We start from the raw sequence: 22,685 nt of genomic DNA on the forward strand, positions 1-22,685 counted from the left end.
CCTATGGCGCCCGATACTAAATCCTGGCCCCATCTGCGGTTGTCACTATCCCGCCCGTTCCGATCTGCTTGATCACCAGCGCATAATCGCTCCGACCGTCCGCATATAGCCGGAAAAGGCCGTCTCGCCCGGCAAAGCCAGCCGGATTGGTGAGCAGGTTCGCCTCGTAAGGCGGCGTCGCCAGCGAGAGCGTGTTCACATTGGCCAGGATCGTGGCCGTATAGGCAATGGTGGCCATTTGCGGCGGATTGCCACCAAAACGAGCGGCATAATCGGCGCGTATGGCATTGAGCCCCGCCTCATCGACCGCCGGAAAGGTCGCGCCGGCCAAAGCCGGATTGCGCAACAAGCCGGCATCATGGGCCCAATCGGCCGAGCCGACCAATTGCACGGTCTCGTTGGTGACGCCGGCCTGAGCGAGGAGACCAGCAAAGGTTGCAGCGCTGGCCCGATCGGGGATGAAGAGGGCATCGATCATGCCGCGCTCGATCAGGGGCTTGGCCTGATCGATGATCTGCTGCGCCTCGGAAATGCTTGAAAAAGTATAGACCGCACTGGGATTGAAGCCGGCGGCAATGGCCTGTTGTCGAAAGGCGGTGGCCAGCGCTTCGCCATAGGGTGTGGCGGGAAAAATGCCGGCCGGTCCGCGCCGCCCCTGATCGCGCAGATAGCGCACCGCGCGCTTCATTTCGGTTTCCGGCAGCACATTGAGCACATAGACACCTGGCCCCGCCACCGAACCATTATTGGCAAAGCCGATCAGCGGAATGCCGGCGGCCCGCGCCACATTGCCTGCGGCTGTCACCTGCTCGGCGGTCAGCGGGCCCAGGATCAGCTTGACCCCTTCGACCACCGCAGCATTGGCCGCGCTTGTCGCACCAGCCGCGCTGTCACCCGTATCGCGTAGCGAGATGGTGATATTCTCCCCAATATTGGGATTGGCCTCGATGAACCCAATGGCCAGTTTGGAGGCATTGGCCAGCGACTGTCCCAATTGGCTGAGCGCAGCATTACCCGAAAGCGGCAGCAATAGCGCCACATTGACGCGGCCACGCCCGAACCGTTCCTTCGGTGCGCTGGCGATTGGGGAGAGGCCACCGCCTCCCCCATTATCCCCGCCCCATGGCAGGGAAAAGGAGCGCGAGCCCCATTGCAGCGAACCGGGCGAACAGGCGGCCAGCGCCGAGGCCAGTCCGGCCAGGATCGCGCGCCGGCTCCAATCTGCTCCTTTGCCGCCCATTTTCATCCCAAGCCGTTTCAAATCCTCACAATGTGTTAACAAGGTCGCCGCATATGGTTAACCAATGTTTGAGGCAGGCAAGGACGGGCGATGAACGGCGAGACACGGGATTATTTCATCGCCGGAACACGCTTCGAGGCCCCGCCCCTGGCCCCGGGTCTTTATGTCGTGGCGACGCCCATCGGCAATCTGCGCGACATTACCCTGCGGGCGCTCGAAACTCTTGCAGCCGCTGATCTGGTTCTGTGCGAAGACACACGCACCTCGGCAAAATTGCTCGACCATTATGGCATCAAGGGGCGGCGCCAGGCCCTGCATGAACACAATGAGCGCGACAAGGCCGAGGACATTGCCGCGCGCGTCGCCGCCGGCGCCACCATTGCGCTGATCTCCGATGCCGGCACGCCCCTGCTCTCCGATCCCGGCTTTCCCCTGATCCGGGCCCTGGCCGAACAGGACCTGCCAGTCTTTCCCATTCCCGGCGCCTCAGCCCTGCTCTCGGCGCTGGTGGTGGCCGGCCTGCCCACTGACGCCTTTGCCTTTCATGGATTTCTGCCGCCTAAGGCCGGGGCCCGCGCCAATGCGCTGGAGAAACTGAAAGATTCACGTGAAACGCTGATCTTTTATGAATCACCGCGGCGCCTGGGGGCCAGCCTGACCAGCATGGCCGAAATGTTCGGAGAGCGGCAGGCAGTTGTGGCGCTGGAATTGACAAAGCGTTTTGAGCGAACGTTTCGCGGATCGCTTGCAGAACTGGTCGATCAATTTGCTGAAGCGGAGACAAAGGGTGAGGCGGTCATCGTCGTGGCCGGTGCCGAGGCACCCAGCGCACCTTCTGCCGAAGATTGGCAGGCTGCGTTGGCAGAGGCCATGGCCGATCAGCCGTTGCGCGCCGCAGTCGATGAAATCGCTGCCCGCTTCGGTCTCAAGCGCAAGGAGGTCTATGATGCCGCCCTCGCCCGCAAAAACGCCCAGTGAGCGGCGCGTCACGGCCGAACGCCGCGGCCATCGCGGCGAGGCGCTGGCGGCTTTGTTCTTGCAGATAAAGCTCTACCGCATCCGCGACCGCCGGTTCAAAACGCCGATGGGGGAAATTGATCTGGTGGTCGAAAAGGGCAACACGGTTATTTTTGTCGAGGTTAAGACGCGCGCCCGGAATGCCGACGAATATCTGACCCATGCCGCGATCAACCGCAATCGGATCAGCCGCGCCGCGCAATATTGGCTCGCCCGGCACCCCTCTGAAACCGGCAAGGATTTTCGTTTCGACGTGATTTTCCTTGCACCGGGGCGCTGGCCACGCCATCTCATCAACGCCTTTCCTGCAGCGTGAGTCTTGCTATGAAGCTCAAAGTCGCCGTCCAGATGGACCATGTTTCAACCATCAACCCGGTTGGGGATTCGACCTTCGCCATGATGCTGGAAGCCCAGGCGCGCGGCCATGAATTGCTGCATTACACGCCCGATACACTTTCACTAAAGGGCGATGTGGTCAGCGCTTTGGCCCAGCCGATCAGCGTGACCGATGCGGAAAAGGGCAAGCATTTCACCTTGGGCGAGGCCAGCCGCGTCGATCTCTCCACCCAGGACGTGGTGCTGATGCGCCAGGACCCGCCCTTTGACATGAATTATATCACGCTCACCCACCTGCTCGAGCGCATCCATCCCCAGACGCTGGTGGTCAATCCGCCCGCCGCCGTGCGCAATGCGCCCGAAAAAATCCTCGTCACCGAATTTCCGGACCTGATGCCGCCGACCCTGGTGACGCGCGACCGGGCCGAAATCCACGCCTTCCGGCGCGAGCACGGCAATATCATCGTCAAGCCGCTTTACGGCAATGGCGGCGCGGGCGTCTTCTTCATCCAGGAGGGCGACCACAATCTGGCAAGCCTGCTCGAACTGTTCGAAGCCAATTATCGCGAGCCCTTCATGGTGCAGCGTTACCTGCCCGATGTGCGCAAGGGCGACAAGCGCATCATCATCATCGACGGCGAGCCGGTCATGGGATTGAACCGTATTCCCGCCGATGGCGAGGCCCGAAGCAACATGCATGTGGGCGGTCGGCCCGAACTCTCCCCGCTGACCGAGCGCGAAAAGGAGATCTGCGCGCGCATCGCGCCGGCGCTCAAAGAACGCGACATGATCTTTGTGGGCATCGACGTCATCGGTGGTTACCTCACCGAAATCAACGTCACCTCCCCCACCGGCATCCGCGAGATCAAGCGCTTCGGTGGGCCGGACATTGCGGTGCTGATCTGGGATACGATTGAAAAGCGGCGGGGCTAGGCCCTGGGGTTGGCGGACGGGATCAAATGGCCTAGTGCTGGGTTTTGGGCCCGGGGGCACGCATGAACACATTTCTCGTCGCATTCGCCACGCTGTTCGCCACGGTCGGTGTGGCCGATATTGCGTTCATTTTTGCCGCCCTGACCAAGGACAATACGCCGGCCCAGCGCCGCACCTTTGCCACGCGCGGCGTGCTGGTGGCTTTGGCCATCCTTTTGTTCTTCGCCGTCCTGGGCAATGCCATTCTCGATCTCTTCGGCATCACCATCCCCGCGCTGCGCACCGCCGGCGGCGTGCTCTTGCTGCTCATTGCCATCGACATGGTCTTTGCCCGCCATTCGGGCGGTACCGGCACCACCGATGAGGAGGAAAGCGAAGCCCGCCAGAGCCAGGATATCTCCGTCTTTCCCCTGGCCATGCCGCTCATGGCCGGCCCCGGCGCCATTTCCGCCGTTATCCTGCTGACCACCGGCGCCAAGACCGATGTCGAATTCTGGCTGGTCCTGGCTGCCATTGTGGTCATTCTGACCCTGTGCTGGCTGACCCTGCTCATTGCCATTCCCATCCAGCGTCTTCTGGGCCTGACCGGGCTGTCGGTGGTGTCCCGTGTCGTGGGCATCCTGCTGGCGGCCCTGGCCGTGCAATTCGTCTTCGACGGCATCAAAGCCAGCGGCCTGCTCGGCGCCTGATTTCAATCCGTTCAAATTGCTGAAAATTTTCGGCGTTAAGCAAGTCTTAACGCTGTTCTTGCGTCGGGCCGGTCAGACGCGCAGAGCTATACGCATTCATCCGGACAGGAGTTTTCCCATGCGTCTTGCTACTGCATTGGCTCTGCTGATCGTCGCCATCCTGGCCACCAATGCGGCCGCTACGGATGCCGCCCGCTCCGAGCTGCTGGCCCCGATCACAGCGGCGCTCTAGACCCGTCTGGGCTCCTGCCGCTAGCGCGGCGCATTGAGCGCCTCGGGCGAGCGCCCGAGACCGAAAGCGTCCACCCGACCGGCCGGCGCATCCACCAATTGCTCGAGCGGAAACAAGGCGGGGGCCTGATCCCTGCTGCCGGAGGTCAAAAGCTCGCTGGCCCGATCCGGCGTCCGGCCCAGTGGCATGACGGCGCCGGCCACTTCCAGCAGCCTGATCTGCCCCAGCCCCTGAAAGGGCGGCCGCAACATATTGGCCGCGTCCGTGCCTTGCAGCGGATCGACCACGGCCACGCTCACCCGCCCGCCCCGGTAGAAGGTGCGAATGGACTGGCTGATATAAAAGGCCAGCTTGTCCGATCCGGCGGCGGAAAAGTGGATGCCGTCATCCTTGCGCATCAGCGCATTCTGCCCATTCACATCCGGACCATAGGCGGCATATTTGCCATCCTCGTCGGCAAAGCGGTCGAAAATATCGAGATATTCCGCGCCACCGGAAAAGGCTGCCAGCCGGTGCAAAGCGCTGATTTGGCTCATGGCGGCCGAATATTGGCTGCGCGACATGGGGGGCAGGCCCATCCAGATCACCGGCTTTCGCGCCGCCCGCAACTGATCCAGAAACCTGTTGAGCCGCGCCTGGTATTGATTGGTCCAGCCCTCGCTCAAGGGCTCGAAGGCCTGCCCGTCCGCATTGATCTCCTGCCGGTCATTGATGCCGATGATCACCACGGCCAGATCGAAGCTGTCGGCCGCGATCTGTTCGGCGAGAGCGGCATTCCAGTCGAAATAATCGTCGCGCACAAAGCCTGACGAGCTAACCCCCTGCCCGATCACCACCAGATTGGGGTCTTCGGCATAAAAGCGCTCCAACGCCTTGCTGAGGTCGATGGCCAGGGAATCGCCGAAGACGGCGAGGCGGGTTGCGTCCGGGGCCTTGTCCACCGCCGGTTTGGGCGGCGGCAAAGATGGCGCTGGCGCTGCCTGTGGCCGGGGGCGGGTTTGCTGGACCTGCGGCGCCGGTTCCGGCTCGTCGCCGAACAAGAGGTCAAACAGGGTCCGGCGGCGCGGCTGCTCGTTCTGGGCCAGAACCAGGCGTTCGCCCGTAGCGCTCTGGGCCAGCGCCGGGCCAAGGTCGGCCAGCGCCAGCAAACCCACCAGCAAACAAAGGATAAGCCGCTTCATGCCCATATCCGCACCACAATGGCCGCTTTCTAGCACTCGCGCCCGCTTCTGACCACGCCGCTCCCGTCCCCGTTACCGTATGGCCGCATTGAGGGCCTCGTAGGCCGCGCGGGTCACAAAGCCATCGGCCACCATGCCATTTGCGGCCTGAAAGCGGGCATAGGCGGCCTGGGTGATCGGCCCGATGCGGCCATCGACCACCCCATCATAATAGCCAAGGCGTTTGAGCGCCTGCTGTATGGCCTGGCGCTGGACCAGATTGGGGAATTGCGTATCGCGCGGCCAGGGCGTGAGGAAGGGGCCACTGCCTTTGAGCCGGTCCGTCAGATGGGCCACGGCCATGGCGTAACTGTCGGAGAAATTATAGCCCTTAAGGACCAGGTAATTGCCGGTCATCAGGAATTTGGGACCTTCTTTGCCGGCCGGAACATAGAGAAAGGCCGGCGTGGAGAGGTCGGAAAATTGCCGCCCGGCGACCCGGCTAATGCCGCGCTCGGCGAAGAAGGACACAGGCCGCAATTGCTCGCGCGTGGCCAGGAGATAGTCAAAGCCATCCGGCACCTCGACCTCAAATCCCCAGTCGAGCCCCGGTTGATAACCCAGGCGTCGGAGATAAACGGCGCTGGTGGCCAGGGCATCGGACAGGGAATTATGGAGGTCCACGCGTCCATCGCCATCCCCATCCGTGCCATGGGCCAGTACATTGGATGGATTGACCTGCAAATGCCCGATGGCGCCGGCCCAGGAGCCAAGGGGTGAAACCCCGCCATTGGCCACTGCCAGTTTCAGGGCGGCAATGAAATCGGCCTTGTCCTCGGCAAAGCGGCTGCGCCGTTGCCAGGCGACAGTGGCCAGCGACCGCACGATCGGGCGGATCAGGCTGTCATTGGACAGCACGGCACCATAGTCGGTTTCCATGCCCCAGATGGCGCCCAGCACATAGGGGTCCACGCCATAGGCCTGCCCCGTCTTGGCAAAGAGGTCGGCATGACGCGCAAGAGCGGCCTTGCCGCGCGCGATGCGGCCCGATGAGATCCGCCCGTCCAGATAATCCCAGACCGGCGTGGTGAATTCGGGCTGGGTTTCCACCAGGTCCGGCACACGCGGATCCGGCGTCAATCCCGATATTATGGTGTCATAGAAAGCTTCGTTGACACCGGCCGCCACCGCCTCGCTGCGCATGGCGCGCAGGAAGGTGTCAAAGCTCTCCGCCGGCTGCGCCAGGGTGGGCGCCACCAGCGCCAGCCACATCGCAGCCATCAGCCGGTAGAGCATTTAGGTCTCCTATCGGTTGCGGGTCATCAGGTGCCGCTCCCAATTGAATGCGGTATCGACGATTTCTTCCAGGTCGTCATGCTGGGGCACCCAGCCCAGCATCTGCCGCACCTTTTCGCCCGTCGCGGTGATCGAGGCCGGATCGCCGGCGCGGCGTGGCCCCTCATCGGCGCGGAAATCGACCCCCGAAACCTTGCGCACCGTGTCGACCACTTCGCGCACCGAATAGCCCCTGCCATAGGCGCAATTGAGCGTGGTGCTCTCACCCCCGCCGCGCAAATGCTTGAGCAGCAGTGCATGGGCGGCAATCAGATCGGTCACGTGAATATAATCACGCACGCAGGTGCCGTCCGGGGTTTCATAATCGGTGCCGAAAATATCCATCTTCTGGCGCTGGCCCAGCGCCGTCTGGCAGGCCACCTTGATCAGATGCGTGGCCTCGGGCGTCGACTGGCCCGAGCGCTTGCCTGGGTCGGCGCCGGCCACGTTGAAATAGCGCAAGACGCCATAGGTGATGTCATGGGCCGCCGCGACATCGGCCAGCATCCATTCGGTCATCAGCTTGGACCGGCCATAGGGCGACATGGGGTTGAGCGGCGTATCTTCCACCACCGGGGCGAGCCCGGTCATGCCATAAACGGCGGCGGTGGACGAAAAGATGAAATGCTTCACCCCGCCCTTGACCGCAGCCTCGATCAGATTGCGCGAGGTGGCGGTATTGTTGGCGTAATATTTGAGCGGATTGGTCACCGATTCGGGCACCACGATAGAGCCGGCGAAATGGATGATTTCGCTGATATTGTGCTTTTCGATCAGCCCCAGCACACGCTCTATATCGCCGGCATTGCCGGTTTCGAAAATGGCGCGGCCATCGATGGCCCAGTCGAAGCCGGTCACCAGATTGTCCAGCACCACGACTTTTTCACCCGCATCGGCCAGATTGAGCACCATATGGCTGCCGATATAGCCGGCGCCCCCGGTAACCAAGACTGTCATTATTGCTAACTCCCGGCATTGCAACGCTATTTGGTTGCAACATTATGTGGCAGATGTTGATTTAGCTTTACGCCGCCTACTCATCGAATGCCACTCAGGAGAGCATCGCGTGTCCAAACGTGTCCGTACAGCCGTGTTTCCAGTCGCCGGGCTGGGAACCCGTTTTCTGCCTGCGACCAAGGCCATGCCCAAGGAAATGCTGACCGTGGTGGATCGTCCCCTGATCCAATATGCGGTCGATGAAGCCCGCGAGGCCGGTATCGAGCATTTCGTTTTTGTCACCGGCCGCAACAAGGCGGTGATCGAGGATCATTTCGACCGTCAGTTCGAACTCGAAGCGACGCTGGAAAGCCGAGGCAAGACCCAGGCACTCGAGGAATTGCAGAAGGACCTGCCCTCGGCCGGCCGCACCAGCTTTACCCGCCAGCAGGAACCGCTTGGCCTCGGCCATGCCGTATGGTGCGCGCGCGACATTGTCGGCGACCAGCCCTTTGCCCTGCTTTTGCCGGACATGATCTTCAAGGCAAAACCCGGCGTGCTTAAGCAGATGATGGACGCCTACGAAGAGCGTCCTGGCAATATTATCGGCGTTGAGGAATGCGCCTGGGAGGATGTGTCATCCTATGGCGTGGTAGTGCGCGGCGACGGCCCCGACCAGGGCTTTGCCATCAATGGCATGGTGGAAAAGCCCAAGCGTGAGGATGCGCCCTCGAACCTGTTCATCTCGGGCCGCTATATCCTGCAGCCCGAAATATTCACCCTCCTGGCCGAACAGACCCGCGGTGCCGGCGGCGAAATCCAGTTGACCGACGCCATGCAGACCCTGATGGGCCAACAGCCTTTCACCGGCGTCAAATATGAGGGCAAGGTCTATGATTGCGGCTCGAAACTGGGCTTCCTGACCGCCAATGTGGTCTTTGCCCTGGATCGTCCCGATATCCGCCCCGGCTTCATCGACGAGCTGAAAAAGCTCGATCTCGAAGACCAGCTGTAGGCCGGCCGGTCAGCGCCGCACGGTGACGCCCAGGCTGACCGTGTGGCTGTCCAGCACGCCGCTGACAGAATTGTCGCGGTGTGCATAAGCGTAATCGGCGGAAATAGCGGTGTGGGCGCTGAGCTTGTAATCAGCGCCCAGCCCAGCCCCATGCCGCGTTTCGGTTTCGCTGCTGCCCTCCAGCCAGGACCGGCCCCAATCGGCCGACGCGCGCAGGCGCAGCCAGGAATTGACGGTATAATCCGCATTGGCCGTCGCGGTGTGCGCCACACGCGCTGTGCCAGCGCTGTCCGCACCCGTGGGTTCCACTGTCGTGGTCAGCTTGGCGGTGAGATTGAGCGTCGGATCGGGCGTGAAGGTCACGCTGGCATCATAGAGCTGGGTGGTGATGTCATTAAGGCCTGCATCGTCGAAATCATGCCGCCCGACACCGATCGAGGCGCTGGCGGACAACAGGCCGTTCCAGTTGCCGGCAAGGCCGGCGCGCAGCGCGCTGCTATTGGCATCGGGTTTGATGCCGCCCGAGGCCTGGTCGAACCAGTCGCGGCCCAGGCTCGCCTCCCCGAAGACCTCGAAAATGGGCGTCGCCTGCAGGCCCAGCCGTAGCTTGGCATCGCCCTCCCAGACATTGCGGCCGCTATTGTCGGTGACCCCGGTATCGGTGCGGGTGGTGGGTCCATAGACCGTGCGGGCGATCGTGCCATCAAGGCCCAGATTGAAGCGCCCGAATTGGCGCTCGATCCCACCGCCCAAAGTGCCGGTAACCACCAGAGGCGGCTCGGTCACGACCGGGTCGAGCCCGGGCGTCGAGGGGAGGTCGCGCGACAAATCGAGTTTGGCCGATCCGGTGAGGCTGGTGTCGCGGTCCAGATGCGTCGTCGTTTCAAGGTCGAGATTGAGACCGGTAACGCCCAAAGTGCCGTCAGTGTCGCGGGCGAGCTCCGCCCGGCCCGATGTGGACCAGTCCGTCCGCACACCCTGATGGGTGGCGGAAATCTGTGGGGTCAGCGTGGTGACGAAACGATCCCCGGTATTGGTATGGGTATAGCTGCCTTTAAGCCCGATGGACCAGTCAATCTCCAAAGGCGGATGCCCCGGCTCTGCCGGAACGTCAAACCCTTCGGGAACCGGTGCGGCGGGATAAAGGCCCGGCGTCAGCCGGTCCTCGGTCAATGCGTTTGCGTCAACGATGAGTGGGTCGGCACAAGCAGCCGTGCCCAGTGCCATATTGGCCAGCAACACGCTCAGCACTGTCAGATATTGCCGGGCCACATCCCGCTCCGCACATGTCGGCCGGCAGACGCAAAAGGACCGGCATTGGCCGCTGAGGCCGCGCCGATCCTTGCATTTTATGGTTAATGAATGCTTTCGGGAGACTGCCTATACCGGCTCGATCCGCAGCACCGCCCCATCGGCGCCGACAATGCGCACACGCTGCCCGGCAGGCAGGTCCGGCCCGCTGATGCGCCATTTGGTATCACCCAGCGTCAAGCGGCCGAAGCCGTCCACGATCGGCTGGTCGAGCACCGCTTCCTGGCCGATGAAATGATCGGTGCGCTGATTGAGCAGAGGCCGGTCGGTCTGGGACGAGCGGTTGCGGGTCAGGCGCAACCAGATCAGGATCGAGACCAGCGAGAGCACGCCAAAAATCAGCCATTGCACGGGCCAGGCCAGCGGCTGGAACAGGGTGAGAATGCCGGTCAGGATGCCGGCAATGCCCATCCAGAGCAGGAACCCGCCGGGCAGGACCAGCTCAAGCGCCAGTAGCACCAGCCCGGCCACGATCCAGCTCCAGGGACCGTTCTCGATAAGGAAATTGACGATCTGCATGGCGTGTCCCGTCAGCCCTGGCCGGGATTTGTGCTATTGGGCGGGCGGCCGGACGCGCGCGGTTGCACAGGCCTGTCCGCGCCGAAGGTCTCCCTGGCAATTTCGGCAATGCCGCCAATAGCCCCGATGACGCTGGAGGCCTCGACGGGCAGCATCAGCAGCTTCTGATTGGGCGAGGTGGCCACCTTCTCCAGCGCCTTGATGTAATTATTGGCCACGAAATAATTGATTGCCTGCACATTGCCCGCGGCAATGGCCTCGGACACCAATTGGGTCGCCTTGGCCTCGGCTTCCGCCGCGCGTTCCCGGGCCTCGGCATCGCGGAAAGCGGCCTCGCGGCGGCCTTCGGCTTCGAGCACCTGGGCCTGCTTTTCCCCCTCGGCCTTGAGAATGGCGGCCTGCCGCCGGCCCTCGGCTTCCAGAATGGTGGCACGCTTTTCGCGTTCCGCCTTCATCTGCCGGCCCATCGATTCCACCAGATCCTTGGGCGGATCGATATCCTTGATCTCGATGCGGGTGATTTTGACACCCCAGGGCGATACGGCGGCATCGACCACGCGCAGGACCCGGTCATTGATCTCGTCGCGATTGGACAATAGCGAATCGAGATCCATCGAGCCCATGACCGAACGGATATTGGTCATGGTGAGGTTGAGAATGGCATTTTCGAGATTGGTCACCTCATAGGCCGCCGAGGCGGCATCCAGGATTTGGTAGAAGGTGACGCCATTGGCCGTGACCGTGGCATTGTCCCGCGTGATGACCTCCTGGTGCGGCACGTCCAGCACCTGCTCCATCACATTCATCTTCTTGCCGATCGTATCGATGAAGGGCACGATCAGGTTGAGGCCGGGCTTGAGCGTACGGGTATATTTGCCGAACCGCTCAATGGTGAAATTATAGCCCTGCGGCACGGTCTTGGCGCCTGCAAACAGCACCAGCACAAGCAGGATACCCAGCCCGATCAGGGTCACACTCAACCCATCGAGCCCCAGATCGTTGAAAATACCCATTCCCATGTCTCCCCTTGGCCCGGCACGCCGGGTGACATTATGCGGCAGCGCCGGGCTTGAACAGCGCAAACGGCCGAGGCGGGCCTATTTGGCCGGCAGGCACCGGCCGCTGGCCTGCAGGGCCGCCACGGCGCGCGGATCGCAGCCGGTATAGAGGAACATCAGCCAGTCCTCGGTCGAGCCATAGAACACGTTGCGATCCACCTCGCCGCGTACGCCAGGCACGATGCCGGTCTGGGTATATTGCCAGAAGGTCCAGGGCCGATTGTCATAGCGCTCATGCGGCTCGGCGGCGGTCGAGCGCAGCCAGAAGGCATTGGGGAAATATTCGCCCGCCAGAATATCGCGGTGGAAAGTCATATCGGTATAAATGATGGGCAGCTTGCCGGTATGGCGCTCCATCACATCGAGCATCAGCCGGATTTTTTCGAGCGCATCGGCCTTGTTGGGCTTGGTCTTGCAGCTCGAATGGTTGTTCCATTCCAGATCCAGCACCGGTGGCAGGGCGCTCGGATCATAGGGCACGTTCTGGGTGAACCAGGCCGCCTGTTCGGAAGCCAGCGAACACCAGGTCATGAAGTGATAGGCGCCCCGCGGCATGCCGGCATCACGGGCGCGTTCCCAATTGGCGCGGAAATTGGGATCGACATAATCCTTGCCTTCGGTGGCCTTCATGAAGACGAAATGCGTGCCCCCGGCCCGGGCGCGGGCAAAATCGACATTTTCCTGATATCGCGCCACGTCGATCCCCTGGATGGGCATGCCGCGCGCCCGGTCGACGCCGGCATGCGGGCGATTGTCGCCCGGAATGGCACTATAAAGCCCGCCCATGCTGCCACAGGCGGCCAGGGCCGCCACGGCAAGGCCCAGAACGGCGCCGCGAAAGGCGGCGGAGACGGAGCGGGACAGGGACAGGGCCATTTCAGAAGAACTCGAACGCAAGAACCAAAGCTGACATTTGATTCAACACGGCCCGGTTAATGGAGATTTAGGGTAACCTTTGTGGCAGCAGGCATGGTTAACAGGCCATCTTTCGTTCGCTCTTCGTTCTTGCTGCGCCCGAAGTGATCTGCTAGCGTTACCGGCGGCAATTGGGGGCAAAGCCGATGGTCACCCGCGTAACGACTGTGGCGTTTCAGGGCATTGAGGCCGTGCCGGTCGACGTGCAGGCGCAGATTGCGCCGGGTTTTCCGGCCTTGGTGCTGGTCGGCTTGCCCGACAAGGCAGTGCGCGAAAGCGGCGAACGGGTGCGCGCCGCGCTGACTGCCTCAGGCCTCGGGCTTCCGCCCAAACGCATTACCATCAATCTGGCGCCGGCCGACCTGCCCAAGGAAGGCAGCCACTATGATCTGCCCATCGCCCTAGCGCTGATGGGGGCACTGGGTGCCATTCCGCAGGACGCGCTCGAGGGCTATGTGGCCTTGGGCGAATTGGGACTGGACGGACGCCTGGCCCATGTCGGGGGCGTTCTGCCCGCGGCCATGGCGGCAAGCGCCAAGGGCCTGGGGATCATCTGTCCCCAACCCTCCGGCTCGGAGGCCGCCTGGGCCGGGGAAGAGATCGACATTATCGCGGCCGAAAGCCTGATTGGCCTCGCCAATCATCTGACCGGTCATCAATTGCAGGCCCGGCCGCAACCGGCCCGGCAATTGGCCGCGCCCGGAGACCTGCCCGACCTGATCGATGTCCGCGGCCAGGCGGTGGCGCGGCGCGCGCTGGAGGTGGCTGCCGCCGGTGGCCACAATATGCTGATGGTCGGGCCGCCCGGCGCAGGCAAATCCATGCTGGCGGCGCGCCTGCCCTCCATCCTGCCGCCGCTTTCGCCGCGCGAATTGCTCGACATCTCCATGATCCAGTCCATTGCCGGCGAATTGGCCGGCGGCGCGCTTTCCGATCGGCGCCCGTTCCGTGCGCCGCACCATTCGGCCTCCATGGCAGCCCTGGTGGGCGGCGGCCTCAAAGTGCGGCCGGGCGAGGCGAGCCTGGCCCATAATGGCGTGCTCTTTCTCGACGAATTGCCCGAATTTGCGCCCAATGTGCTCGATAGCCTGCGCCAGCCGCTCGAAAGCGGCGAGACGGTGATCGCCCGCGCCAATGCGCGGGTTGCCTATCCCTCGAGGTTCCAGCTGATCGCTGCGATGAATCCGTGCAAATGCGGCATGGCCGGCACGCCGGGCCATAGTTGCAAGCGCGGCCCGGCCTGCGCCGGGGATTATCAGGCGCGGGTCTCAGGACCGTTTCTGGATCGTATCGATATCCGCATCGATGTGCCCGCGGTCAGCGCTGCCGATATGATCGCGCCCGCAGCCCCGGCGGAAAGTTCGGCCAAGGTCGCACAACGCGTCGCGGCGGCGCGCGAGCGGCAGCGCCAGCGCTATGCCCAGGCCGGTCACGGCCAGGTCCTGACCAATGCAGCCGCACCCGCGGCCCTCATTGAAAAGCTGGTCGAGCCGGATCGGGAAAGCCAATCCCTGCTCTTGCAGGCCGCCGAACGCTTCAGCCTTTCGGCCCGCGCCTATCATCGCGTGCTCAAAGTGGCGCGCACTCTTGCCGATCTCTCCGCCTCCGATAAGGTTAGCCGGCCCCACATTGCCGAAGCGCTGAGCTATAGGCTCAATTTCGGTGCCAGCTAACCAGACGGATTTTCCCATGAAACACCGCATTTCCGCTGGCGTTCTCGCCTTGCGGGACGATCATATTCTGCTGGTTCGGCACTATCGCCCGGGCATCCATGACTTCTGGGCCGGCCCTGGCGGCGGCGCCGAAGGCAGCGAAGAGCTGCATGAAGCCGCGGAACGAGAGGCTTTCGAGGAGGCCGGCGTCAGGGTCAGGGCACGGGCCATGGCCTATATCGATGAGCTGATCGACCCCTCCGCGCGCATGGTGAAATTCTGGTTCCTGGCCGATTACGTCTCTGGTGACATCGACGTCTCGGCCAATCCCGCCGAAGGCGAAGCGATCAGCGAGGCCGGCTGGTTTGCCCGCCACGCCCTGCCCGAAGGCCATGTTTTCCCCGAGATCCTGCGCGACCGTTTCTGGGACGAATTGCGGACCGGCTTTCCCAGCCCGATCAAACTGCCCTTGCGCCAGTCGATCTTTTGACCCCGGTGTATAAGTCTGTGGATAAGCGTTTCACGTGAATCACGTCGGCGACCGGTCAGGTGACGCGACGATAACCACCCGGCACGCCGTTTGGCGAGAGAACGATCTGCCACAAATTAGTCTGCCGGGCGCGGAACAGGGCCGCAAAGACCGACAGATAATAGCGCCACATGCGGCGAAAGCGTGCGTCATAACGCGCCGAAAGCGTCGGCCAGGCAGCGTCGAAATTGTCGCGCCAGGCCAGGAGCGTCCGCTCGTAATCGGCACCGAAATTGTGCCAGTCCTCCATGACGAAGAGGTTCTCCATGGCCTGTCCGATCTGGGCGATGGAGGGCAGCATGCCATTGGGGAAAATATACTTTTCCGACCAGGGATCTCCGTGGGTGGCCGATTGGTTGCCGCCGATCGTATGCAATAGGCAAAGCCCGTCCGGCTTGAGCAAGGTGCGGACCTTGCTGAAAAAGGCGCGGTAATTCTTATAGCCGACATGTTCGAACATGCCGATCGAGACCACGCGGTCGAATTGGCCCTCGAGCGTCATATAATCGGTCAGTCGGGTTTCGATCGGCAGGCCCTGGTTTCGCTCATTGGCCAGCGCCGCCTGCGCCTGGCTGATGGTGACACCCAGCCCCGAAATGCCGCAGTTCTGCGCGGCAAATTGCAGAAAGCCGCCCCAGCCCGAGCCGATATCGAGCACCCGCATGCCCTTCTCAAGGCCGATCTTGCGGCAGATGAGGTCAAGCTTGGCCTCCTGCGCCGCATCCAGATCATCGGCCTCCGCCCAATAACCGCATGAATAGATCATGCGCCGGTCCAGCATGGCGGCATAAAGGTCGTTGCCGATATCATAGTGTTTCTCGCCCACCTCACGCGGACGCAGACGCTGCGGATTGAGCAAGCGGGCCCGCAAGGCGCTGGCAATCAGCGGCAGGTCCCGCGGAAAGGCATCCTGTATCCGGGCCGAGGCGAGCTTGAACAGCACGCCGTCCAGCGGCTCGGCATCCCACCAGCCATCCATATAGCTTTCACCCAGGCCCAGCGTGCCATCGCGCAAGAGGCGGGCAAAAAGCCGTTCGTCGTGAATGGCAACATCTGCCGGGGGCGTGGGCCCGACAGTAATTCCAGCCCGGTCGAGCTGGTCCAGCACAAAGCGCTTGGCAGAGCGAGACATGGTCGGCAAGGTCCGGTGAGTGGGAAACAAAATCCTAAACCCGCCCGCTTTTGCCGATCAAGTGGCCGGGGCGGCCCAAAAAAGGGCCGCCCGCAAAGCCTAGTGGAACTGCGCCGTCTCGGTGGATTCGGCCATGGCGGTGGTGGCGCTGCGGCCTTCACTCACCGTCATGGAGACCGCGTCGAAATAGCTGGTGCCCACCTCGCGCTGATGCCGCACGGCAGAAAAGCCGTGGGCTTCGGCGGCGAACTCGGCCTGTTGCAGCCGCGAATAACCGGCCATCCCATTGTCCTTGTAGCTGCGTGCCAATTCGAACGTGGTCAGGCTCAAATTATGGAAGCCGGCCAAAGTAATGAACTGGTATTTATAGCCCATGGCCGCGATTTCGCGCTGGAAGCTGGCCATGGCCGCCTCGTCCATATGCTTGGCCCAATTGAAGCTGGGTGAGCAATTATAGGCCAGCATCTGGTCGGGATACTCTTTGCGGATAGCCTCGGCGAATTTGCGCGCTTCACCCAGATCCGGCTTGCTGGTCTCGCACCAGATCAGGTCCGCATAGGGCGCATAGGCCAGACCGCGGGCAATGGCGCAATCGAGCCCGCCTTTCAGGCGGTAAAAGCCTTCGGCAGTGCGCTCGCCAGTGACGAAGGGCTTGTCATAATCGTCAATGTCCGAGGTGATCAGCCGGGCCGCTTCGGCATCGGTGCGCGCCATGATCAGCGTCGGAACACCCATGACATCGGCGGCCAGGCGCGCCGAATTGAGGGTGCGAATAAACTGGCTGGTTGGCACCAGAACCTTGCCGCCCAGATGCCCGCATTTCTTTTCGCTAGCGAGCTGGTCCTCGAAATGCACCGCCGCGGCGCCGGCCTCGATCATCGCCTTCATCAGTTCGAACACATTGAGTGCCCCGCCAAAACCGGCCTCGGCATCGGCAATGATGGGCACGAAGAAGTCGAGATCGGTCGTGGCAATGCCGTCGGCCTGCTCCATGGTCTGGATCTGGTCGGCGCGCTGCAGCGCCTTGTTGATTCGCTTGACCACGGAAGGCACGCTGTCGACCGGATAAAGCGACTGGTCCGGATACATATTTCCCGAGGAATTGGCGTCCGCGGCCACCTGCCAGCCGGAGAGGTAAATGGCCTTGAGACCCGCTTTGACTTGCTGCACCGCCTGATTGCCGGTAAAAGTGCCCAGGGTCGGCACAAAATCTTCCGACTGCAGCAATTGCCAGAGCTTTTTGGCGCCATTTTCCGCCAGCGAATGCCGGATCGGCAGTGAGCCGGCCAAACGCGCCACATCGGCGGGGCTGTAGGTGCGCGCAATCGTGTCCCAGCGGTCAGGCGCATAATCCGGCGTTGGGAAACGTTCGGGATGAGCTGGTTTGTCGAGCATGTCGGTTCTCCTCAAATTTGGACATGACGGGGCCATTCCGCCGCGTGGGCGGAGGGCAATGATTCACGTGGAACTTCAGAACGGCGGCTTGCCGCAAAATTGGTCCGGTGGACCAATTTTAGTGATGAAGGCCTGAGAGCTAGGCTCGAAGGCGACGGCGACGTGCCGCAAATTCGCTCCGGTGGAGCGAATTTAGGCGAGAAGGCCATGAGAGCTGCGCTCGAATGGCCGGGCCTCGAACTCCGGCGGGCCTAGATCGCCACCCTGCGGCAGAAGGTTGCGGCAATCATGCCGGCACCGGAGAACAACTCCTGGGCATCCTCGCCACCCACCAGAGTGAATTGATGCCGGCCAATACGCCCGGCAATGGCAAAACCCTGGGCGGCCAGGCCGCGGGCCTTGAACTGTGCCATGGCCTCATTGGCGGTGGGGGCGATGATGGTGATGTATTCGTCGCGCTGTTCGGCAGTTGGGGACATGGAATTTCTCCTCGCTGATGTCTGTAAAGATTTGACAAACGACGCAGATATGCAAGAAATAACCGCAGAAGCGCCAGTAAAGCTGTAAAGAGGCGGTCAATTTCCGGCAGCAGATTTGTAAAGTCTGTAAAATACGGGTGGAGGAAATCATGGTTGAAGCAGCCGAAAGCCAGATTGGCGGCCGCATCAAGCGGTTGCGCCGGCAGCGTCATCTCAATCAGGCCGACCTGGCCCAATCGCTGGGCATTTCACCAAGCTATCTCAATCTGATCGAGCACAATCGGCGCAAGGTCACTGTGCCGTTGCTGTTTTCGATTGCCGGCTATTTTGGGGTTGAGCCGGGCGAACTGGTCGATAGCGATGAGGGGCGGCTGGTTGGCGACCTGATGGAGGCCTTTGGCGACGACATCTTCGCCGATAGCGACCTGACCAATCTCGAAATCCGCGATCTCGCCCAGGCCAATCCGGCGGCGGCGCGGGCCGTGCTCAAGCTTTACGACCGCTATCGCCTGGCCTCGGCCGGCACCCCCGCGCAGCGCCAGGATGGGGAGGCCGAGCCCTTCCACCTGGCCACTGACGCCATCTCCGATTTCCTGCAGGCCAATTCCAATTACTTTCCGGCGCTGGAAGAGGCCGCCGAACGGGTCCGGGCCGATATCGACAATTCAGGCGACAGTTTCGAGAGCGCCATACGCACTTATCTGTTCAATGTGCTCGGGCTCGAAGTGCGGCTGGCCTCCCTGCCCCAGGGCATTGCCCGTCAGCTCGATCCGGCGCGTCGGCACCTGCTCGTGTCCGACCTGCTGCCTGCGGAAACGGCCAATTTCCTGCTCGCCCAGCATCTGGGCCAGATCGCCGCGGAGGTGGAGATTGGTCGGATCATCGACGATGCCGAATTGCCCGAGGGCGACGCGCCCATGCTGGCGCGCAACGTGCTTTCCGCCTATTTCGCCGCCGCCCTGATCATGCCCTACGTGCCCTTCCTCAAGGCTTGCCGCGATTATCGCTACGATATCGAGCGGCTGGGCCGGCGCTTCGGCGCTTCTTTCGAGCAGGTCTGTCACCGCATGACGACCCTGCAGCGCAAGGGCGCCTCCGGCGTTCCGCTTCATCTCGTGCGCACCGATATTGCCGGCAATATTTCCAAGCGCTTTTCCCTTTCGGGCATTCATATTCCGCGCCATTCCGGCGCCTGCCCCCGCTGGAACGTCTATGCAGCCTTTCTCGCGCCCGAGCGCATCAATGTGCAATTGAGCCAGATGCCCGATGGGCAGCGCTATTTCTGTATTGCCCGCACCATCACCAAGGGCGACTACCGCTACAATGCGCCGCGCCGCTATCTGTCCATTGGACTGGGCTGCGCCATCCATCACGCCAAGGAGATGATCTATTCGGACGGCATGGACCTGTCGAGCGACCTGCAAACCGTGCCCATTGGGGTCGGCTGCCGCATCTGCCCACGCATGGAATGCGGCCAGCGCGCTCATCCGCCAGCCGATCATCGCTTCCGGCTCGATGACAATGTCAGGCCAGAAAGCCTTTACGCGCGGATGAGCTGAGCGTTAGGCATCTCTACAATCAGGAAGCAGCGCTCCCGCGTTCCCTCGCTCCTGCAGGAGAGAGGGTCAGGGTGAGGGGTGAAGTTTTCTCGGTCAGATCGCAGTGCTGAACCCCTCATCCCGCCCTTTGGGCCACCTTCTCCCCTCGAGGGGGAAGGGATTCTGGCTCAATACACAGCCGAGTTTGGCAATGCGGCCTAGCCTTCGCTCTCATGATTGCGCCGGTCATGCTTCCAACTGGCGCGCCACTCACGCTCCAGTACCGCGCGGCGTTTGCCGTAGCGTTCCTCGGTCAGGGTCAGGCAGGCAATCCGATCGGTACGGAAATTGCGAAAATCCTGACGCAGCAGGCACCAGGCGGCGATGGTTTGCTTGCCCTCGTAAAAGGCCAGGCCCACCGGCCAGATCGTGCGGCTGGTCGGACGGCCCTGCTCGTCCTCATAATCGATTGTAACGGCCTTTTCCTGCCGCATGGCGAGGCGGATATCGCTCAGGACCGGGATAGGCCTGCGCTGTCCCCATAGCGCCACGGGCCACAGCGCGGTGTCGCTGATGCGGTCGCGTAAATCCTCGGGCGAGGCCGTGGCGATCTTGGCCAGGGCATTGCGGGCCGCAGCGCCCAGATCGTCATCCGGCTGCGTTTCTACCCAGCGCGCGCCCAGCACCAGAGCCTCCAGCTCCTCGGGGGAAAACATCAGCGGCGGCAGGAAAAAACCGGGCTTGAGCATATAGCCCACGCCCGCCTCGCCATCGATGGGCGCGCCCAGCCCGATCAGTGTCTGGATATCGCGATAAAGCGTCCGCACCGAGACATTCTGCTCTTCGGCCAGCGCCGCGGCCGTGATCGGCCGGCGATGGCGCCTGAGCGCATCCATGATCGAAAACAGTCGTTCGGTCTTGTCCATGTCCCGCCCCGCTTTTCTCGTTTTGGGTGCCAGATTCGTCGGGAGCGGTCTATGCCGCTCGCGCTCCGGTCACGCAATCTGGCGATGGAAGGCGCGAATGTCCCGCGCCATCTCCTCGGGCAATTCCAGGGCCGGAAAATGACCGCCGGCGCTCAGTTCGTTCCAGCGCACAATGTTCCACAGGTTGCGCTCGCCCCAGGCCCGCGGCGCGGGATTGTCGTGAAGCGGCAACATGATACCGTGTGGCACCTCGTGCCTCGCCGGTTTTCTTGGAAGCTCGGCATCGGCGAAAGCCTCCTTATAGAGCCGCACCGAGCTGCCAATGGTCCGGGTGAACCAGTAGACAGAAAGAATGGTCGCCAGGTCTTCCATTTCGAAGGCGTTGGCAATGTCGCCGCCATTGTCGCTCCAGCTATGGAATTTTTCGAGGATCCAGGCCGCCAGGCCCGCCGGGCTGTCATTGAGGCCAACCGCCAGCGTCGCCGGTTTTGTTCCCTGGATCATGGCATAGGCGCCCTCTGTAAAGGCCCAGTAATTGCTCCGCTCAAAATAGGCCTCTTCCTCGGGCGTGGCATCGTCGGGCTTGGGGAAGCCGAAATAGACGTTGACGTAATGCGCGCCGATCAACCGCTGGGGAAAATCGCGCACCAGGGCCATAACGGCGCCGGCACCCATATCGGAGCCGGAAACCAGGAATTTGTCATAGCCCAGCCGCGTCATGACCTCGGCCCAGAGCGGTGCCACCCGAGAAAGGTTCATGCCGGGAACGGTGGGTTGCGACGAGAAGCCATAGCCGGGCAGCGAAGGAATGATCAGATCGAATGCCTGACCATCGACCGGTTCAGTCAGCAGCGGCACCAGGGGAAGCAGTTCCACGAAATTAGATGGCCAGCCATTGGCCAGCAGCAGTGGCACATTGGTCGTGCCGCGGCCTTTCACATGCACGAAATGGACTGTTTCGCCGTCGACGACTTCGGTGAACTGGGCAAAGCTGTTTAGACGGGCTTCGGCCGCGCGCCAGTCATATTCGCTGCCCCAATAGGCAACAAATTTGCGCAGAAAGCCCTCTTCCATGCCGTAGTCCCAGCCGACGCCGTCGAGCGCCTGGGGAAACCGGGTGGCAGCCAGGCGGTTCTTGAGGTCGGAAACGTCCTGATCGGCGACGGCAATGGTGAAGGGGGTTGGCATTCGATCTCTCCGGTCATCGTGAATGGAGAGATCATGCGTCTTCAGGCTGTCAGGCTGTGGCAGCATGGCTGCCGACACAGTCTGACGGGCCGTTCAGCACAACAGTTTTCCTTTAGCAGATGTCACGCGATCTCGAATTCGCACCAATGGTTGTAGGGCCGGTCGGGCGAATGGATGATATTGGGGAAATGCGGATTGTGGACCGCATCGGCAAAGGCCTGGTCTTCCAGGCAGAAGCCGGAATATTTGCCATAGTGCTTGCCGCCCAGACCGGGCACCGGCACATCGGTCCAGACCCCATTATAGACCTGCACGCCGGGCCGATCTGACCACAGTTTCAGTGTCAGGTCCTGATCGGGCGAAACCACTGTTGCAATCGGGTCGGTGTGCTTGCGGCCGGTATCGAGCACCATGCCGATATCGTAATCGATGGGCGCGCCACTGGCGTCGCGCATGATACGGGGTTGTCGCAAATCGTAGACGGTCCCGGCCGAAGGCAGGATGGCGCCGGTGGGCGCCAGATCGTCACCAAGCTCGGTATAGGCGCTCGAATTGACCTGAATGGTATGGTCAAGCGCGGTCTCGGTCGTCCCGAGATTGAAATATTGGTGTTGCACCAGACTGATCGGCGTGGCGCGGTCGGTGGTGGCCGTCAGCTCCAGCCGCAGCCGATTGCCGGTCAGGGTATAGGTGGCGGCGAAATTGACATTGCCGGGATAGCCCATGGCGCCGTCGGGCGAAAAATGAGTGAAGCGCACGGCATTATTGGCGCTGTCGGCCTGGCCCTGCCAGACCTGCCGCCCCAGACCCTCATCGCCGCCATGCAATTGCAGATCGCCCGCATTGGGCGGCAATTTATAGGTCATGCCATCGAGTTCGAAGCTGGAATGCTTGATGCGGTTGGCGACGCGCCCGGCCAGCGAGCCGAGATGCGGACTATGGGCGGGATAGGCATCGAACTGGTCAAAGCCCAGAACGACCGATCGTTCGCCGCCGGCAACCGGTACCCGCCAGTCCCGCACCACCACGCCATAACCGATAATGTCGACGGTGACGCCCGTGTCGCTGACAAGGCGAAACTGATCGACCCGCTGGCCGTTGAATTCGCCAAAAGTTGAAACCGCGATTGCCATATCGACGTCCCCCGTCC

General features: G+C 62.3%; 22 protein-coding genes. 8 read left to right on the forward strand and 14 right to left on the reverse strand.

Annotation, left to right across the window (positions count from 1 at the left end):
* Window positions 1-16: 16 nt before the first annotated feature.
* Complete coding sequence (locus V8Z65_RS17865; RefSeq protein ID WP_338721513.1) at window positions 17-1,240, reverse strand: penicillin-binding protein activator; 1,224 nt, start codon at window positions 1,238-1,240, stop codon at window positions 17-19.
* Window positions 1,241-1,330: 90 nt separating this feature from the next.
* On the opposite strand from V8Z65_RS17865, the gene rsmI reads away from it, so the two are divergent.
* From rsmI to V8Z65_RS17885, 4 genes are all read left to right on the forward strand, one after another.
* On the forward strand, window positions 1,331-2,218 hold the full coding sequence (gene rsmI / locus V8Z65_RS17870) for a 16S rRNA (cytidine(1402)-2'-O)-methyltransferase (protein WP_338721514.1): 888 nt from the start codon (window positions 1,331-1,333) through the stop codon (window positions 2,216-2,218).
* Window positions 2,187-2,573: a YraN family protein gene (locus V8Z65_RS17875; RefSeq protein WP_338721515.1), complete on the forward strand. Its 387-nt coding sequence runs from the start codon at window positions 2,187-2,189 to the stop codon at window positions 2,571-2,573. Before rsmI ends, V8Z65_RS17875 begins: the two co-directional genes overlap by 32 nt.
* Before the next feature lie 8 nt (window positions 2,574-2,581).
* Window positions 2,582-3,526, forward strand: a complete 945-nt coding sequence (gene gshB / locus V8Z65_RS17880; protein WP_338721516.1) for a glutathione synthase — start codon at window positions 2,582-2,584, stop codon at window positions 3,524-3,526.
* 62 nt (window positions 3,527-3,588) lie between these two features.
* Window positions 3,589-4,215 (forward strand): MarC family protein, encoded by a 627-nt coding sequence (locus V8Z65_RS17885; protein ID WP_338721517.1) that lies wholly within the window; start codon window positions 3,589-3,591, stop codon window positions 4,213-4,215.
* A gap of 252 nt (window positions 4,216-4,467) precedes the next feature.
* Here V8Z65_RS17885 and V8Z65_RS17890 read toward each other — a convergent pair whose 3' ends face one another.
* The 3 genes from V8Z65_RS17890 to galE all read right to left on the reverse strand — a co-directional run bounded on the left by V8Z65_RS17890 (window position 4,468) and on the right by galE (window position 7,899).
* Window positions 4,468-5,628 carry a DUF459 domain-containing protein gene (locus V8Z65_RS17890; protein ID WP_338721519.1) on the reverse strand — a complete coding sequence of 387 codons (1,161 nt, stop codon included), beginning with the start codon at window positions 5,626-5,628 and terminating at the stop codon, window positions 4,468-4,470.
* 72 nt (window positions 5,629-5,700) lie between these two features.
* Window positions 5,701-6,903, reverse strand: a complete 1,203-nt coding sequence (locus tag V8Z65_RS17895; RefSeq protein ID WP_338721521.1) for a lytic murein transglycosylase — start codon at window positions 6,901-6,903, stop codon at window positions 5,701-5,703.
* 9 nt (window positions 6,904-6,912) lie between these two features.
* Complete coding sequence (galE, locus tag V8Z65_RS17900; protein WP_338721522.1) at window positions 6,913-7,899, reverse strand: UDP-glucose 4-epimerase GalE; 987 nt, start codon at window positions 7,897-7,899, stop codon at window positions 6,913-6,915.
* A 109-nt stretch (window positions 7,900-8,008) separates the two neighbouring features.
* Between galE and galU the strand changes: the two genes are divergently transcribed.
* Window positions 8,009-8,893 carry a UTP--glucose-1-phosphate uridylyltransferase GalU gene (gene galU, locus V8Z65_RS17905; protein WP_338721523.1) on the forward strand — a complete coding sequence of 295 codons (885 nt, stop codon included), beginning with the start codon at window positions 8,009-8,011 and terminating at the stop codon, window positions 8,891-8,893.
* 9 nt (window positions 8,894-8,902) lie between these two features.
* Here the strand turns inward: galU and V8Z65_RS17910 are convergent, their stop codons facing one another.
* The 4 genes from V8Z65_RS17910 to V8Z65_RS17925 form a co-directional block, all read right to left on the reverse strand.
* Window positions 8,903-10,165 (reverse strand): outer membrane beta-barrel protein, encoded by a 1,263-nt coding sequence (locus V8Z65_RS17910; RefSeq protein ID WP_338721524.1) that lies wholly within the window; start codon window positions 10,163-10,165, stop codon window positions 8,903-8,905.
* 108 nt (window positions 10,166-10,273) lie between these two features.
* Window positions 10,274-10,723: an NfeD family protein gene (locus V8Z65_RS17915; RefSeq protein ID WP_338721525.1), complete on the reverse strand. Its 450-nt coding sequence runs from the start codon at window positions 10,721-10,723 to the stop codon at window positions 10,274-10,276.
* A gap of 11 nt (window positions 10,724-10,734) precedes the next feature.
* Window positions 10,735-11,736 carry an SPFH domain-containing protein gene (locus V8Z65_RS17920; protein ID WP_338721527.1) on the reverse strand — a complete coding sequence of 334 codons (1,002 nt, stop codon included), beginning with the start codon at window positions 11,734-11,736 and terminating at the stop codon, window positions 10,735-10,737.
* An 84-nt stretch (window positions 11,737-11,820) separates the two neighbouring features.
* Window positions 11,821-12,657, reverse strand: coding sequence for a GH25 family lysozyme (locus tag V8Z65_RS17925; RefSeq protein WP_338721528.1), 837 nt, complete (start codon window positions 12,655-12,657; stop codon window positions 11,821-11,823).
* Between the two features lie 185 nt (window positions 12,658-12,842).
* Between V8Z65_RS17925 and V8Z65_RS17930 the strand changes: the two genes are divergently transcribed.
* Together V8Z65_RS17930 and V8Z65_RS17935 are read left to right on the forward strand one after the other, a co-directional pair.
* On the forward strand, window positions 12,843-14,369 hold the full coding sequence (locus V8Z65_RS17930; protein WP_338721529.1) for a YifB family Mg chelatase-like AAA ATPase: 1,527 nt from the start codon (window positions 12,843-12,845) through the stop codon (window positions 14,367-14,369).
* A gap of 16 nt (window positions 14,370-14,385) precedes the next feature.
* Window positions 14,386-14,838, forward strand: coding sequence for an NUDIX domain-containing protein (locus V8Z65_RS17935; protein WP_338721531.1), 453 nt, complete (start codon window positions 14,386-14,388; stop codon window positions 14,836-14,838).
* A 55-nt stretch (window positions 14,839-14,893) separates the two neighbouring features.
* On the opposite strand, the gene cfa is transcribed toward V8Z65_RS17935, so the two are convergent.
* From cfa to V8Z65_RS17950, 3 genes are all read right to left on the reverse strand, one after another.
* Entirely contained in the window at window positions 14,894-16,009 is a 1,116-nt protein-coding gene (gene cfa / locus V8Z65_RS17940; protein ID WP_338721532.1) for a cyclopropane fatty acyl phospholipid synthase, read from the reverse strand.
* A 99-nt stretch (window positions 16,010-16,108) separates the two neighbouring features.
* On the reverse strand, window positions 16,109-17,404 hold the full coding sequence (gene aceA, locus V8Z65_RS17945) for an isocitrate lyase (protein WP_338721533.1): 1,296 nt from the start codon (window positions 17,402-17,404) through the stop codon (window positions 16,109-16,111).
* Window positions 17,405-17,655: 251 nt separating this feature from the next.
* Window positions 17,656-17,883: a hypothetical protein gene (locus V8Z65_RS17950; RefSeq protein WP_338721535.1), complete on the reverse strand. Its 228-nt coding sequence runs from the start codon at window positions 17,881-17,883 to the stop codon at window positions 17,656-17,658.
* A gap of 149 nt (window positions 17,884-18,032) precedes the next feature.
* Between V8Z65_RS17950 and V8Z65_RS17955 the strand changes: the two genes are divergently transcribed.
* The gene (locus V8Z65_RS17955; protein ID WP_338721537.1) at window positions 18,033-19,442 is read left to right on the forward strand and encodes a short-chain fatty acyl-CoA regulator family protein; all 1,410 of its coding nucleotides are present in this window, start codon (window positions 18,033-18,035) and stop codon (window positions 19,440-19,442) included.
* 197 nt (window positions 19,443-19,639) lie between these two features.
* Here V8Z65_RS17955 and V8Z65_RS17960 read toward each other — a convergent pair whose 3' ends face one another.
* The 3 genes from V8Z65_RS17960 to V8Z65_RS17970 form a co-directional block, all read right to left on the reverse strand.
* Window positions 19,640-20,347, reverse strand: a complete 708-nt coding sequence (locus V8Z65_RS17960; RefSeq protein ID WP_338721539.1) for a YafY family protein — start codon at window positions 20,345-20,347, stop codon at window positions 19,640-19,642.
* Between the two features lie 69 nt (window positions 20,348-20,416).
* The gene (locus tag V8Z65_RS17965; RefSeq protein ID WP_338721540.1) at window positions 20,417-21,535 is read right to left on the reverse strand and encodes an epoxide hydrolase family protein; all 1,119 of its coding nucleotides are present in this window, start codon (window positions 21,533-21,535) and stop codon (window positions 20,417-20,419) included.
* 122 nt (window positions 21,536-21,657) lie between these two features.
* Window positions 21,658-22,668 (reverse strand): aldose epimerase family protein, encoded by a 1,011-nt coding sequence (locus V8Z65_RS17970; protein WP_338721541.1) that lies wholly within the window; start codon window positions 22,666-22,668, stop codon window positions 21,658-21,660.
* Window positions 22,669-22,685: the final 17 nt, after the last annotated feature.

The sequence above is a fragment of the Devosia sp. XK-2 genome (assembly GCF_037113415.1).
In the GTDB taxonomy this organism is placed as follows: Bacteria; Pseudomonadota; Alphaproteobacteria; order Rhizobiales; family Devosiaceae; genus Devosia.